The 14,781-nt window shown below is 63.3% G+C and carries 6 protein-coding genes; all 6 read left to right on the plus strand.

Translation table 11 applies throughout. The features are described from left to right. Positions 1–94: 94 nt before the first annotated feature. Positions 95–613: a 50S ribosomal protein L10 gene (rplJ, locus tag XH87_RS33180; protein ID WP_035709556.1), complete on the plus strand. Its 519-nt coding sequence runs from the start codon at positions 95–97 to the stop codon at positions 611–613. 54 nt (positions 614–667) lie between these two features. Beyond that, positions 668–1,045 (plus strand): 50S ribosomal protein L7/L12, encoded by a 378-nt coding sequence (gene rplL, locus XH87_RS33185; RefSeq protein ID WP_157329202.1) that lies wholly within the window; start codon positions 668–670, stop codon positions 1,043–1,045. A gap of 516 nt (positions 1,046–1,561) precedes the next feature. Beyond that, entirely contained in the window at positions 1,562–5,686 is a 4,125-nt protein-coding gene (rpoB, locus tag XH87_RS33190; RefSeq protein ID WP_035709561.1) for a DNA-directed RNA polymerase subunit beta, read from the plus strand. A 129-nt stretch (positions 5,687–5,815) separates the two neighbouring features. Next, positions 5,816–10,012, plus strand: a complete 4,197-nt coding sequence (gene rpoC, locus XH87_RS33195) for a DNA-directed RNA polymerase subunit beta' (RefSeq protein ID WP_035709563.1) — start codon at positions 5,816–5,818, stop codon at positions 10,010–10,012. Between the two features lie 193 nt (positions 10,013–10,205). After that, positions 10,206–12,260 (plus strand): FAD-dependent oxidoreductase, encoded by a 2,055-nt coding sequence (locus XH87_RS33200; protein ID WP_271590473.1) that lies wholly within the window; start codon positions 10,206–10,208, stop codon positions 12,258–12,260. A 133-nt stretch (positions 12,261–12,393) separates the two neighbouring features. Continuing rightward, positions 12,394–14,376, plus strand: coding sequence for an ABC transporter ATP-binding protein (locus tag XH87_RS33205; RefSeq protein WP_271590474.1), 1,983 nt, complete (start codon positions 12,394–12,396; stop codon positions 14,374–14,376). The last annotated feature ends 405 nt before the right edge of the window (positions 14,377–14,781 follow it).

Genomic DNA, 14,781 nt, shown 5'->3' on the forward strand with positions numbered 1-14,781 from the left:
GGTTTTGGCCCCGAGGTTCAGGTTCGGGCGGGACGATGGGTGCAACCCGGTGGTCCCGCTTTTTGCGATGACCGCCAACCGGAGAGAGCTTGCTGTGGAACGAGCGGCAAAAAAGGAAGCGGTCGAACAGCTCAATGAGGTCTTCAAGACCACGAGCGTCGCGGTCGTTGCTCAATATTCCGGCCTCACCGTCGCCCAGATGCAGAAGCTGCGCCAGCAGATGAAGCAGGCGGGTGCTGCGGTGAAGGTCTCGAAGAACCGTCTCGCCAAAATTGCTCTTGAAGGCACTGACGTCGTTGCCATCGGCCCCATGCTGAAGGGACCGACCGTGATCGCCACTTCGAACGATCCGGTAGCGGCGCCAAAGGTCGCCATCGAATTCGCCAAGGCGAACGAAAAGTTCGTCATCGTCGGCGGATCGATGGGGAAGACCGTCCTGAATGTCGACGGCGTGAAGGCGCTTGCCTCGCTGCCGTCGCTTGATGAACTGCGCGGCAAGATCGTCGGCCTCATTGTGGCCCCAGCGACCAAGATCGCTCAGCTCGCCAACGCGCCCGCGGGCAAGCTCGCGCGCGTCATCCAGGCTCATGCCTCAAAGGGCGAAGCGGCCTGACGCCCTTCGCAAAACTCAAACCCGAACCAGACTTACACTCAAGGAAACTGAACAATGGCTGACTTGCAGAAGATCGTTGACGACCTCTCGAGCCTCACCGTGCTCGAGGCTGCTGAACTCGCAAAGCTCCTCGAAGAGAAGTGGGGCGTTTCGGCTGCCGCGGCCGTCGCCGTGGCCGGCCCGGCTGCTGGTGGCGGCGCTGCCGCTCCGGCCGAAGAGAAGACCGAGTTCACGGTCGTTCTCGCCAGCGCCGGCGACAAGAAGATCGAGGTCATCAAGGAAGTCCGCGCCATCACCGGTCTCGGCCTGAAGGAAGCAAAGGACCTCGTCGAGGGTGCTCCGAAGCCGCTGAAGGAAGGCGTGAACAAGGAAGAAGCCGACAAGATCAAGGCCCAGCTCGAGAAGGCTGGCGCCAAGGTCGAGCTGAAGTAACGCAAGATACTTCAGCGAAATCCCGGGCTCGCGAAGCGAGACCCGGGATCTCGTCCCAAGATCGTCATGGCCGGGTCTAGCCCGGCCATGACGATCGGAAAGACAGGGGCCGGATGCAAAAGGCGTGCGACGGAACGTTCCGACGCAGGCCGAACACGAAAAAGTGTGGGGATTTGAGGGTTTGCCCCTCGAATCTGCACTATTGTCGCCCCATATCGGGTCGGCAGCACGAAAGCGCGGTGGGCAGGGATGCCGGATTTCCCTGTAAGCCGTTGGGAGAGCAGGCTATTTCGGGCTTTTGCAGTCCGTGAAGACGATCGTTGTGACGGGCGGGCGCGCTCTTGCGCCCCGCGCGTCGTTTTGCGTTTTGAAGGTCTGAAGAACAGATTCAGGACATTCGCGCCTGAAACTGCGTCTCTGGCCCCCAAGGCGGGTTCGAAAATTCAACCCGGAGAGCGGTGGCAGCCGCGTTCCGGACGGCGCGCCCAGAGCGGGCGACGAAAATGAGAGGCCACGATGGCGCAGCAGACATTCACCGGTCGCAAACGCGTTCGCAAGTTCTTCGGACACATCAAGGAAGTCGCCGAGATGCCGAACCTCATCGAGGTTCAGAAGGCGTCCTACGACCAATTCCTGATGGTCGACGAACCCCAGGGCGGCCGTCTCGACGAGGGTCTGCAGGCGGTGTTCCGCTCGGTGTTTCCGATCTCGGATTTCTCGGGCACCTCGATGCTGGAATTCGTCCGCTACGAGTTCGAGCAGCCGAAATACGACGTCGACGAGTGCCGCCAGCGCGGCATGACCTTCGCCGCGCCCCTCAAGGTGACGCTGCGCCTCATCGTGTTCGATATCGACGAGGAGACCGGCGCCAAGTCGGTGAAGGACATCAAGGAGCAGGACGTCTACATGGGCGACATCCCGCTCATGACGATGAACGGCACCTTCATCGTCAACGGCACCGAGCGCGTCATCGTCTCGCAGATGCACCGCTCGCCCGGCGTGTTCTTCGACCACGACAAGGGCAAGACCCATTCCTCGGGCAAGCTGCTGTTCGCCGCCCGCGTCATCCCGTATCGCGGCTCCTGGCTCGACATCGAGTTCGACGCCAAGGACATCGTCTATGCGCGCATCGACCGTCGCCGCAAGATTCCGGTGACGTCGCTGATGTTCGCCCTCGGCCTCGACGGCGAAGCGATCCTGTCCACGTTCTACAAGAAGATCCTCTACAAGCGGACCAAGGAAGGCTGGCGCGTTCCGTTCGACGCCAACCGGTTCCGCGGCTATTCGACCGTCAACGACCTGATCGACGCCGACACCGGCAAGGTCGTGCTCGAGGCCGGCAAGAAGCTCACCGTTCGTGCCGCCCGCCTTCTCCAGGAGAAGGGGCTGAAGGCGCTGCGCATGGCCGACGAGGAGCTGGTCGGCAACTACGTCGCCGAGGATCTCGTCAACCCGAAGACCGGTGAGATCCACGCCGAGGCCGGTGAGGAAATCACCGACAAGCTGATGAAGGCGCTCAACGAGCAGGGCTACAAGGAACTGCCGCTGCTCGACATCGACCACGTCAATGTCGGCCCCTACATCCGCAACACGCTGTCGGCCGACAAGAACATGACGCGTGAGGATGCGCTGTTCGACATCTACCGCGTGATGCGTCCGGGCGAGCCGCCGACGCTGGAATCGGCGCAGGCGATGTTCCAGTCGCTGTTCTTCGACGCCGAACGCTACGACCTCTCCGCGGTCGGCCGCGTCAAGATGAACATGCGCCTCGACCTCGATGCGCCCGACACCCAGCGTACGCTGCGCAAGGAGGACATCCTCTCCGTCATCAAGACGCTGGTGGATTTGCGCGACGGCAAGGGCGAGATCGACGACATCGACCATCTCGGCAACCGCCGTGTGCGTTCGGTCGGCGAGCTCATGGAGAACCAGTATCGCATCGGCCTGTTGCGCATGGAGCGTGCGATCAAGGAGCGCATGTCCTCGGTCGACATCGACACGGTCATGCCGCAGGACCTGATCAACGCCAAGCCGGCGGCTGCCGCCGTGCGCGAGTTCTTCGGCTCCTCGCAGCTCTCGCAGTTCATGGACCAGACCAACCCGCTGTCGGAAATCACCCACAAGCGCCGCCTGTCGGCGCTTGGACCGGGCGGTCTGACCCGCGAGCGCGCCGGCTTCGAGGTGCGCGACGTGCATCCGACGCATTACGGCCGCATCTGCCCGATCGAGACGCCGGAAGGTCCGAACATCGGCCTGATCAACTCGCTCGCGACCTTCGCGCGCGTGAACAAGTACGGCTTCGTCGAGACGCCGTATCGCAAGGTCAAGGACGGCCGCGTCACCGACGAGGTCGTGTACCTGTCGGCGATGGAAGAGGGGCGCTACTCCGTGGCCCAGGCCAACGTGCCGGTCGACGCCAAGGGCCGCTTTACCGAAGACCTGGTGGTCTGCCGCTCGAGCGGGACCCGCGACGTCGTGCCGATGACGCCCGACAAGGTCGACTACATGGACGTGTCGCCGAAGCAGCTTGTTTCGGTCGCCGCGGCGCTGATCCCGTTCCTCGAGAACGACGACGCCAACCGCGCGCTGATGGGCTCGAACATGCAGCGCCAGGCGGTGCCGCTGGTTCGCGCCGAGGCGCCGTTCGTCGGCACCGGCATGGAAGGCGTCGTTGCCCGGGACTCGGGTGCCGCGATCGCGGCGCGCCGCTCGGGCGTGATCGACCAGATCGACGCGACCCGCGTCGTCATCCGTGCCACGGAAGATCTCGATCCGACCAAGTCGGGCGTCGATATCTACCGTCTCATGAAGTACCAGCGCTCCAACCAGTCGACCTGCATCAACCAGCGTCCGCTGGTGAAGGTCGGCGACGTCGTCAAGAAGGGCGACATCATCGCCGACGGTCCGTCGACCGATCTCGGCGAGCTGGCGCTCGGTCGCAACGTGCTGGTCGCGTTCATGCCATGGAACGGCTACAACTTCGAAGATTCGATCCTGCTCTCCGAGCGGATCGTGAAGGAAGACGTCTTCACCTCGATCCACATCGAGGAGTTCGAGGTGATGGCCCGCGACACCAAGCTCGGACCCGAGGAAATCACCCGCGACATTCCGAACGTCTCGGAAGAAGCGCTGAAGAACCTCGACGAAGCCGGCATCGTCTACATCGGTGCGGAAGTGCGTGCCGGTGACATCCTCGTCGGCAAGATCACGCCGAAGGGCGAAAGCCCGATGACGCCGGAAGAAAAGCTCCTGCGCGCCATCTTCGGCGAGAAGGCTTCCGACGTTCGCGATACCTCGCTGCGCGTTCCTCCGGGCGTGCAGGGCACGATCGTGGAAGTGCGCGTGTTCAACCGTCATGGCGTCGACAAGGACGAGCGTGCGCTGGCGATCGAGCGGGAAGAGATCGAGCGTCTGGCCAAGGACCGCGACGACGAGCAGGCGATCCTGGACCGCAACGTCTACAACCGTCTCGCCGAGCTCCTCGAGGGGCGGCAGGGCATTGCGGGTCCGAAAGGCTTCAAGAAGGACACCAAGATCACCCGTGCGGTGCTCGAGGAGTACCCGAAGTCGCAGTGGTGGCTGTTCGCCTCGCCGAACGACAAGCTGATGGCCGAGATCGAGGCCATGCGGAAGCAGTACGACGAGTCGAAGAAGGGGCTGGAACAGCGCTTCCTCGACAAGGTCGAGAAGCTTCAGCGCGGTGACGAATTGCCGCCCGGCGTGATGAAGATGGTCAAGGTCTTCGTCGCGGTGAAGCGCAAGATCCAGCCCGGCGACAAGATGGCCGGCCGCCACGGCAACAAGGGCGTGGTGTCGAAGATCGTGCCGATCGAGGACATGCCGTTCCTCGAAGACGGCACGCATGCCGACATCGTGCTCAATCCGCTCGGCGTGCCCTCGCGCATGAACGTCGGACAGATCCTCGAGACCCATCTCGGCTGGGCCTGCGCCGGTCTCGGCAAGCGTATCGGCCAGACGGTCGACGCCTATCTGTCGAAGCAGGACATCAAGCCGCTGAAGGAAACCTTGAAGAAGGTCTACGGCGAGGACGAGACGATCAAGTCGCTCAACGACAACGAACTGCTCGAACTCGGCCATAACCTCAGCCGCGGCGTGCCGATCGCGACGCCGGTGTTCGACGGCGCCAAGGAAGCCGACATCGAGGAGATGCTGAAGCTTGCCGGTCTCGACGCTTCGGGTCAGTCGACCGTCTACGACGGCCGCACCGGCGATCCGTTCGATCGCAAGGTGACGGTGGGTTACATCTACATGCTCAAGCTGCACCATCTGGTCGACGACAAGATCCATGCGCGTTCGATCGGTCCGTACTCGCTCGTCACCCAGCAGCCGCTGGGCGGCAAGGCGCAGTTCGGCGGCCAGCGCTTCGGCGAAATGGAGGTGTGGGCGCTCGAGGCTTACGGCGCGGCGTACACGCTCCAGGAGATGCTGACGGTGAAGTCGGACGACGTCGCCGGCCGTACCAAGGTGTACGAGGCGATCGTGCGCGGCGACGACACGTTCGAGGCCGGTATTCCGGAATCGTTCAACGTGCTGGTCAAGGAAATGCGCTCGCTCGGCCTCAACGTCGACCTGCACAACTCCAAGATGGGACCGGCGCCGACGTCGGAAGCGGCCGAGTAATTCGACCTGTCATGCCCGGCCCTCACGGCCGGGCATTGGCGCTCCGCCTGAGGCCTTGAGGGCAGGGCGCCCCGCTAAGTGATTTTCGACTTTTGCGGCCGGAGGCGACCGGTACGCGAGGAGAAGACGATGAACCAAGAAATTATGAATCTCTTTAACCCGACGACGCCGGCTCAGGTCTTCGACCAGATCCGGATCTCGATCGCGTCCCCGGAGAAGATTCTGTCCTGGTCCTACGGCGAGATCAAGAAGCCGGAGACCATCAACTACCGTACCTTCAAGCCCGAGCGTGACGGCCTGTTCTGCGCCCGCATCTTCGGGCCGATCAAGGACTACGAGTGCTTGTGCGGCAAGTACAAGCGTATGAAGTACAAGGGCATCATCTGCGAGAAGTGCTCGGTCGAGGTCACGCTGTCGCGCGTCCGGCGCGAGCGCATGGGCCATATCGAGCTCGCAGCCCCCGTCGCCCACATCTGGTTCCTGAAGTCGCTGCCCTCGCGCATCGGCCTCCTCCTGGACATGACGCTGAAGGATCTCGAGCGGATCCTGTACTTCGAATATTACGTCGTGCTGGAGCCCGGCCTGACCGCGCTGAAGGACCGTCAGCTGCTGTCGGAAGACGAGTATCTGAAGGCGCAGGACGAGTACGGCCAGGACAGCTTCACCGCCATGATCGGCGCCGAGGCGATCCGCGAACTGCTCAAGGGCATGGACCTCGAGAAGCTCGAGGCCTCGCTGCGTGTCGAGATGCAGGAGACCGACTCCGACATCAAGCACAAGAAGCTCGCCAAGCGCCTGAAGATCGTGGAAGCGTTCCGCCACTCCGGCAACAAGCCGGAATGGATGATCATGACCGTGGTCCCGGTGATCCCGCCGGACCTGCGTCCGCTGGTGCCGCTGGACGGCGGCCGCTTCGCGACCTCGGACCTCAACGACCTCTACCGCCGCGTCATCAACCGCAACAACCGCTTGAAGCGGCTGATGGAGCTGCGCGCGCCGGACATCATCATCCGCAACGAGAAGCGCATGCTTCAGGAGGCCGTCGACGCGCTGTTCGACAACGGCCGCCGCGGCCGCGTCATCACGGGCGCCAACAAGCGCCCGCTGAAGTCGCTCGCCGACATGCTCAAGGGCAAGCAGGGCCGCTTCCGCCAGAACCTGCTCGGCAAGCGCGTCGACTATTCGGGTCGTTCGGTGATCGTGGTCGGCCCCGAGCTGCGCCTGCATCAGTGCGGCCTGCCGAAGAAGATGGCGCTCGAGCTGTTCAAGCCGTTCATCTATTCGCGGCTTGACGCCAAGGGCCTGTCCACCACCGTGAAGCAGGCGAAGAAGCTGGTCGAGAAGGAGCGGCCCGAGGTCTGGGACATCCTGGACGAGGTGATCCGCGAGCATCCGGTGCTGCTCAACCGCGCGCCGACGCTGCATCGCCTCGGCATCCAGGCGTTCGAGCCGGTGCTGATCGAGGGCAAGGCGATCCAGCTTCATCCGCTGGTCTGCTCGGCGTTCAACGCCGACTTCGACGGCGACCAGATGGCCGTGCACGTTCCGCTGTCGCTCGAAGCGCAGCTGGAAGCGCGCGTCCTGATGATGTCGACCAACAACATCCTGCATCCGGCGAACGGTCAGCCGATCATCGTGCCGTCGCAGGACATCGTGCTCGGTCTCTACTACGTCTCGATCATGCGTGAAGGCCTGCCCGGCGAGGGCAAGGTGTTCGGCGACATGGCCGAGCTCGAGCACGCGCTGCACGCCAAGGTCATCCACCTCCACACCAAGATCAAGTACCGGTGGGAAGGCATGGACGAGACCGGCAAGGTCTCCAAGCGGTGGATCGAAACCACCGCAGGCCGCGTCATGCTCGGCAACCTGCTGCCGAAGAACCCGCGCATCTCCTACGAGATCATCAACAAGTTGATGACCAAGCGCGAGATCTCGGGCGTCATCGACCAGGTCTACCGTCACTGCGGCCAGAAGGAGACGGTGATCTTCTGCGACCGCATCATGGCGCTCGGCTTCTACAACGCGTTCAAGGCCGGCATCTCGTTCGGCAAGGACGACATGGTCGTGCCGCACGGCAAGTGGAAGATCGTCGACACCACTCGTACGCTGGCGAAGGATTTCGAGCAGCAGTACAACGACGGTCTGATCACCCATGGCGAGAAGTACAACAAGGTCGTCGACGCCTGGTCGAAGGCCACGGAAGAAATCGCCAAGGCGATGATGAAGGAGATCTCCGCCACCAAGAAGACGGCGAGCGGGGCCGATGCCGACATCAACTCGATCTACATGATGGCCCACTCCGGTGCCCGCGGTTCGCCGGCCCAGATGCGCCAGCTCGCCGGCATGCGCGGCCTGATGGCCAAGCCGTCGGGTGAGATCATTGAGACGCCGATTATCTCGAACTTCAAGGAAGGCCTCTCGGTTCTCGAGTACTTCAACTCGACTCACGGCGCCCGTAAGGGCCTCGCGGACACCGCGTTGAAGACCGCGAACTCGGGCTACCTGACCCGTCGTCTGGTCGACGTGGCGCAGGACTGCATCATCACGCAGTCGGACTGCGGCACCAAGCTCGGCATCAAGATGCGCGCCATCGTCGATGCCGGCACCGTGGTGGCTTCGCTCGGCTCGCGCATCCTCGGACGCACGGCTTGCGAGGACATTCGCGACAGCTCCGGCAAGGTGATCATCAAGCGCGACACGCTGATGGAAGAGAGCCATCTGGACGCCATCCAGCAGGGTGGCGTGCAGGAGGTGAAGATCCGCTCGGCGCTGACCTGCGAGCTCGTCAACGGCATCTGCGGCAAGTGCTACGGCCGCGATCTCGCCCGCGGCACGCCGGTCAACCACGGCGAAGCGGTCGGCGTCATCGCGGCGCAGTCGATCGGCGAGCCGGGCACCCAGCTCACCATGCGCACCTTCCACATCGGCGGTGCGGCGCAGCTCAACGAGCAGTCGTTCGTCGAAGCCAATTTCGACGGCAAGATCGTGATCAGGAACAAGGCCATCGCCCGCAACAGCGAAGGCCACCTGATCGCGATGGTGCGCAACATGGTGGTGGCGATCGTCGATGCCGACGGCACCGAACGTGCGACGCACCGCGTCCAGTACGGCTCGCGCCTGCACGTCGACGAGGGCGACAACGTCAAGCGCGGCCAGCGCATCGTCGAGTGGGATCCCTACACCCGTCCGCTCCTCACCGAAGTCGAAGGTACCATCGGCTTCGAGGATCTGGTCGAGGGGCAGTCGATCTCGGAAACGCTCGACGAGGCCACCGGCATCGCCAAGCGCGTGGTCATCGACTGGCGCTCGACCCGCGGCGGTTCGGACCTGCGTCCGGCCATCGTGGTGAAGGGCAAGGACGGCAAGGTGCTCAAGCTCGCCCGTGGCGGCGATGCCCGCTACATGCTGTCGGTCGACGCCATTCTCTCGGTCGACGTCGGTGCCAAGGTCAATCCGGGCGACATCCTCGCCCGTGTCTCGACCGAAAGCGCCAAGACGCGTGACATCACCGGCGGTCTGCCGCGGGTGGCGGAACTGTTCGAGGCTCGGCGCCCGAAGGATGCGGCGATCATCGCCGAAATCGCGGGCACCATCCGGTTCGGGCGCGACTACAAGAACAAGCGTCGCATCTCGATCGAGCCGATGGACAAGACCGACGAGCCGCGCGAGTACCTGATCCCGAAGGGCAAGCACATCCACCTTCAGGACGGCGACGTCGTCGAAAAGGGCGACTTCATCGTCGAAGGCAACCCGGCGCCGCACGACATCCTTGCGGTCAAGGGCATCGAGGAGCTCGCGGCCTACCTGGTCAACGAAATCCAGGAGGTCTACCGGCTCCAGGGCGTGCTCATCAACGACAAGCACATCGAGGTGATTGTCCGTCAGATGCTCCAGAAGGTGGAAGTCACCGACCAGGGCGATACGGACATGATCTCGGGCGAGCAGGTCGACAAGATCGAGTTCGACGCCCTGAATGAGAAGGCCAAGGAGGAGGGCAAGAAGCCCGCCACGGGAACGCCGGTTCTGCTCGGCATCACCAAGGCGAGCCTCCAGACTCGGTCCTTCTTCTCGGCGGCATCGTTCCAGGAGACCACACGCGTCCTCACCGAAGCGGCGGTCAACGGCAAGGTCGATCCGCTCGAAGGCCTCAAGGAGAACGTCATTGTCGGCCGTCTGATTCCGGCGGGCACCGGCGCCTCCATGGCCAAGATCCGCGAAGTCGCCATGAAGCGCGACAAGCTGATCCTGGACGAGCGCGAGAAGCAGGCGGCCGTCGTGTCGCCCGCGCCGGAAGCAGAGCTTCCTGCGCTGCCGCCTGCGGAATGATCGTTCATCCGTAGGAATACCGAGGACAATGAAAAGGCCGGCTTTTGCCGGCCTTTTTGCTGCTTTCTTTGCTTGCTGCGATGCAGGATCAGCCTTTGTTCATCTTTCCTTCAGCCGCAAAAGCGCTTCTGCTAGGAGAGCCTAGACCGGTGGTCCCGTGATGGGGACAGGGCCGGAGGACCACGGAACTCACATGCTAGATCTCGCAATCGTAGGCGGCGGCCCCGGCGGGCTGATGAGCGCCTGGTACCTGAAGCGTAAGCTCGGTGATCTCTGCCGCGTCACCATCTACGAGGCCTCCGACCGGCTCGGCGGCAAGATCGTCACGCGCAAGTTCGATTCCGCGGCCGCGATGTACGAGGCGGGCGTGGCCGAGATCTACGATTACTCGATGACGGGTCCGGATCCGCTGCGCGAGCTGATCCAGCATTTCGGCTTGCAGACGATTCCGATGGATGCCGAGCAGGTGCAGTTCGGCGGTGAGCTCCTCGACGACGTGCCGGGCATGCGCCGCAAATACGGCGCCAAGACCGCGGCTGCGATCGAGGCGTTTCGCAAGCGTTGCACCGAGGTGATGTCGCCGATCGAATATTACGAGGGCGTCGGCGCGCACGACAACGAGAACCCCTGGGCCTACAAGACCGCCGAGCAGGTGCTCGACGAGGAGGTCGAGGACGAGACGGCAAAGCGCTTCTTCAAGGTGATGGCGCGCTCCGACATCGCGACCGAGAGCCACAACACCAACGGACTCAACGCGCTCAAGAACTATCTGATGGACGTCGACGGCTATATCGGCCTCTATTCCATCCAGAACGGCAACGAGCAGCTGATCGAGTGCCTGCAGTCGGAGGTCAATGCCGACATCCAGCTCAATCACCGCGTGCTCACCGTCGGCAGGGCGCCGACCGGCCGCTACCAGCTCAAGATGATGAACGGCAAGGGGCCGGAGACGCGCGACTTCGATCTGGTCCTGGTCTGCCTGCCCCATTCCTGGCTCGCCACCCTGGGCTGGGAGGGCGAGCAGCTGCGTAAGTCGATGGTCAAGCACGTTGCGTACTTTGATCGCCCCGCGCACTATTTGCGCGTCTCGATCCTGTTCGACGAGCCGTTCTGGGGCGAGAAGATTCCGGGCGCCTGGTTCATGTCGGAAGCCTTCGGCGGCTGCTGCGTCTACAACGAGGGCGCCCGCCACGACGTCGGCAAGCACGGCGTGCTGAACTGGCTCATTCCCGGCTCCGATGCGCTGGCCTTTGCCAATCTCTCGGACCAGGAGCTGGTCGAGGCCGCCCTGAAGTCGCTGCCGGCCTCGCTCGGCGATGCGCGTGCGCACTTCATGGAAGGCAAGATCCACCGCTGGCTGTCGTCGGTGAACGCGATTCCAGGCGGTCTGCCCGTGCGCGACGTCATGACCAATCACAGGCCCGAGCCGAAGGAGCATCCCGGCATCGTGGTGGTGGGCGACTATCTGTTCGATTCCACGCTGAACGGTCTGCTCGACTCCTCGGATGCGGCGACCGACATCATCCTGACCGAGATGATGCGCCTGCGCCGCGAACGCGCGCAGGAGAGCAAGCCGCTCTCGGACAAGATCGATCGCGATTATTTCGAGAACTATCGCGGCCTCGGCCCTTATCACCAAGCGTGGCGGCACTTCACCGATCCCGACTATCTCATCAGGCTGATCGGCATCGTCTGGGGCAGGACGACGGGCGCCAAGCTGCTGGTCGCGGGCTCCGCCAGCGGCGAACTGGTCGGCGCGCTGCGCGATCGCGGCATCGATGCATGGGGAATCGAGAACAACCGCGCCATCCACGCCAAGACGCCGACAGCGCTGAAGAAGTACAACAAGCTCGGCTCGGTCACCGACATGCCGTTCAAGGACGGCGCGTTCGATTTCGTGTTCGAGACCAGCCTCTGTCACGTTTCTCCGAAGCAGGTGGTCCGCGCGATCAGGGAGCTGAATCGCGTGGTCAAGACCGGCCTCGTTTTTGGCTCGATCACCTCGGACCTCGCGCCGGCATTGATCGACCGCTACGACCTCCTGCGTGGGGTCAAGAAGCTCGGCACCTGGTGGGAATGGTCCGAACTCTTCTTCGGCAATGGCTTCGACCTGTCGATGCACCGCAAGGATTGCACGGATGCGCTATGGGAGGCGACGCTCGCTGCCAACAAGGGGCCAGGGCAGTGGTACGCCGACGCCGACAGCTTGCGCTATTCCTTCTTCGACAAGGTCGAGGACGAGGACTAGCGGCCGACCGCGGATCGAATTCGCCAATTATTTTGCCGAATTCATCCTGGTCGCATAGAATCGTTGCAATAGCGGTTGCCGCTATCTCCTGCATTCTCTGCGGTCATGCCGGCCGTCAGCATCGGTTGGTTTCATGGCATCCAGGCCTCTTTCTCCCGACAAACAGAAACTCGCCCCGGACGAGGCGGTCGAGCTCGACGCCAGGCTCGCTTCCGCTGCCAAGCCGGACCTCGAAGACGACGAGGACGAGCTGGAGCTCGACGAGGACGACGAGGACGAGGACCTCGTCGTCTTTACCGCGCGCGAAGCCGCCGGCGCGCTCGCGACCATCGTCGGGTTCGTCAAACCTTTCCTGGTGAACTACAAGCGGATGTTGGCATTCGTGGCGTTCGGCGTCTGCGTCGAGACGCTGTTCAACGTCATCATGCCGCTCAGCCTGAAATTTCTGATCGACGACGCGCTCGGCGAGGAGGACTTCCAGGCGCTGTACAAGATCCTCGGCGTGCTCGCCGTCGCCGGTATTACCACCTCGATCATCGCGGTCTGGTACGAGCGCTGGGATGCGCGGCTGGCTGCCTGCATCATCTCCGATGTCCGCAGGCGCCTGTTCGAGCACGTCCAGGAGCTGCCGGCGGCTTATTTCGGCCGCACCAGGCGCGGCGAGATCCTGTCGCGCTTTTCGGTCGATCTCTCTGCCTTTGAGGGCTCGGTCAAGACGTTTGCGAACAGTGCCGCGCTGCCGTTCCTGGAGCTGATCGCCGGCATCATCCTGATGGTGTTCCTGAACTGGCAGCTCGCCGTGGTCGCGCTGCTGGTGTTCCCGATCACGCTGATCGGCCCGCGGATCCTGACGCCCAAGGCGGTGCAGGCCAATTACGAGCAGAAGCTCAACGAGTCGGCGCTGCTCGGCATGGTGCAGGAGAACGTGGCGGCCCAGGCTGTGATCAAGGCGTTCAGCCTGCAGCGCAAGATGTTCGGCTTCTTCACCTTGCGCAACGACGAGACCCGCAACAAGATCGCCTCGGCCGCGTTCCTCTCGACCATGGTGGAGCGGACGGTCACCATCTCGGTGCTCCTCCTGCACCTCGTGGTGCTTGCGATCGGCGCGTATCTCGCGACCAAGGGCCAGATCACCATCGGCACCTTCGTCACCTTCGAGAGCGCGTTCTGGGAGGTCTCCTACAACATCGCCCATGTGATGCATTTCATCCCGGTGTCGATCTCCTCTGCCGCCGCGATCCGTCACATCCAGGAGCTGCTCGACGAGCCGAGCCGCGGTGCCGATCGTCCCGGCGCGCCCGATCTGCCGCGCATCACCAACGACATCACTTTCGATCATGTCACCTTCCAGTACGAGGGCAGTCAGACGCCGGTGCTGGACAATCTCAGCCTCAAGCTCAATGCCGGCAAGCGCATCGCGATCGTCGGCCCGAGCGGCTCCGGCAAGAGCACGCTGCTCAATCTGATCCTGCGGCTCTACGTGCCCGACGAGGGCCGCGTCACCATCGACGGCGTCGACGTCCGCAAGGTGACGCTGGATTCGCTGCGCCGAAGCATGGCGGTGGTGTTCCAGGAGAACATGCTGTTCAACATGTCGATCCGCGAGAACATCCGCCTGGGCAAGGAAGGGGCGAGCGACGAGGAGGTGGAGGAGGCGGCCAAGAAGGCCGAGATCCACCGCTACATCATGAGCCTGCCACAGCGATACGACACCCCGGTCGGCGAGCGCGGAGACACGCTGTCGGGCGGGCAGCGCCAGCGCATCGCGATCGCGCGTGCAATCATCCGCAACCCTTCCGTGCTGCTGCTGGACGAAGCCACCTCGGCGCTCGACCAGACCACGGAAGCCGCGATCAACCGTACGCTGCTCAAGATCGCCAGGGGCCGCACCATGATCTGGTCGACCCACCGCCTGACCTCGGTGGTCGAGATGGACGAGATCATCGTGATTTCAGGGGGCAGGGCCATCGAGCGCGGCTCCCATGCCGAGCTGCTCGCCAAGGACGGCACCTACCGAAAGCTATGGAACGACCAGATCCACCAGCCGCTTGGCGCGTCGGGTCGCGCCGACGACAGCGACGATGACGATCCCGATGATGAGGAGGACGAGGAGTAACCGGACAGGGCGTTCAGCTCCGGCTCGGTGATTCCCGGATGCAAATCGTGGGTCCGGCGCCAAGCGGCTGATTTTTTTGTCTCCTTTGGTTTGGCCGCATCGGCCAACTGCCAATTGATCAGTGCCGCCGGAGGTCGCTGGCACGACCGGCGTCGCGGCAGGCGATTGAGCTGCAAGCCCCGCCGCGGAACGCCGGATTTGTGCGCGGGCAGGAAAAGTGCCCCGGCTTGGTAATAAAAGTATATTTAATCCGGGTATAATTTCGTCGGAACTGACCCAGCAGGCGCTTCGTTCCCCTATCGGGGCGGGCGTGGTGAGGTCGCCAAGAGACTATTTCTGCAGGCGCGGGAAGCGCCTTGTGACTGTCGTTTCGCCTTGACTAGACCGATTCTCGCTTATAGAAAG

The sequence above is a fragment of the Bradyrhizobium sp. CCBAU 53415 genome, from assembly GCF_028128735.1.
GTDB lineage: Bacteria > Pseudomonadota > Alphaproteobacteria > Rhizobiales > Xanthobacteraceae > Bradyrhizobium.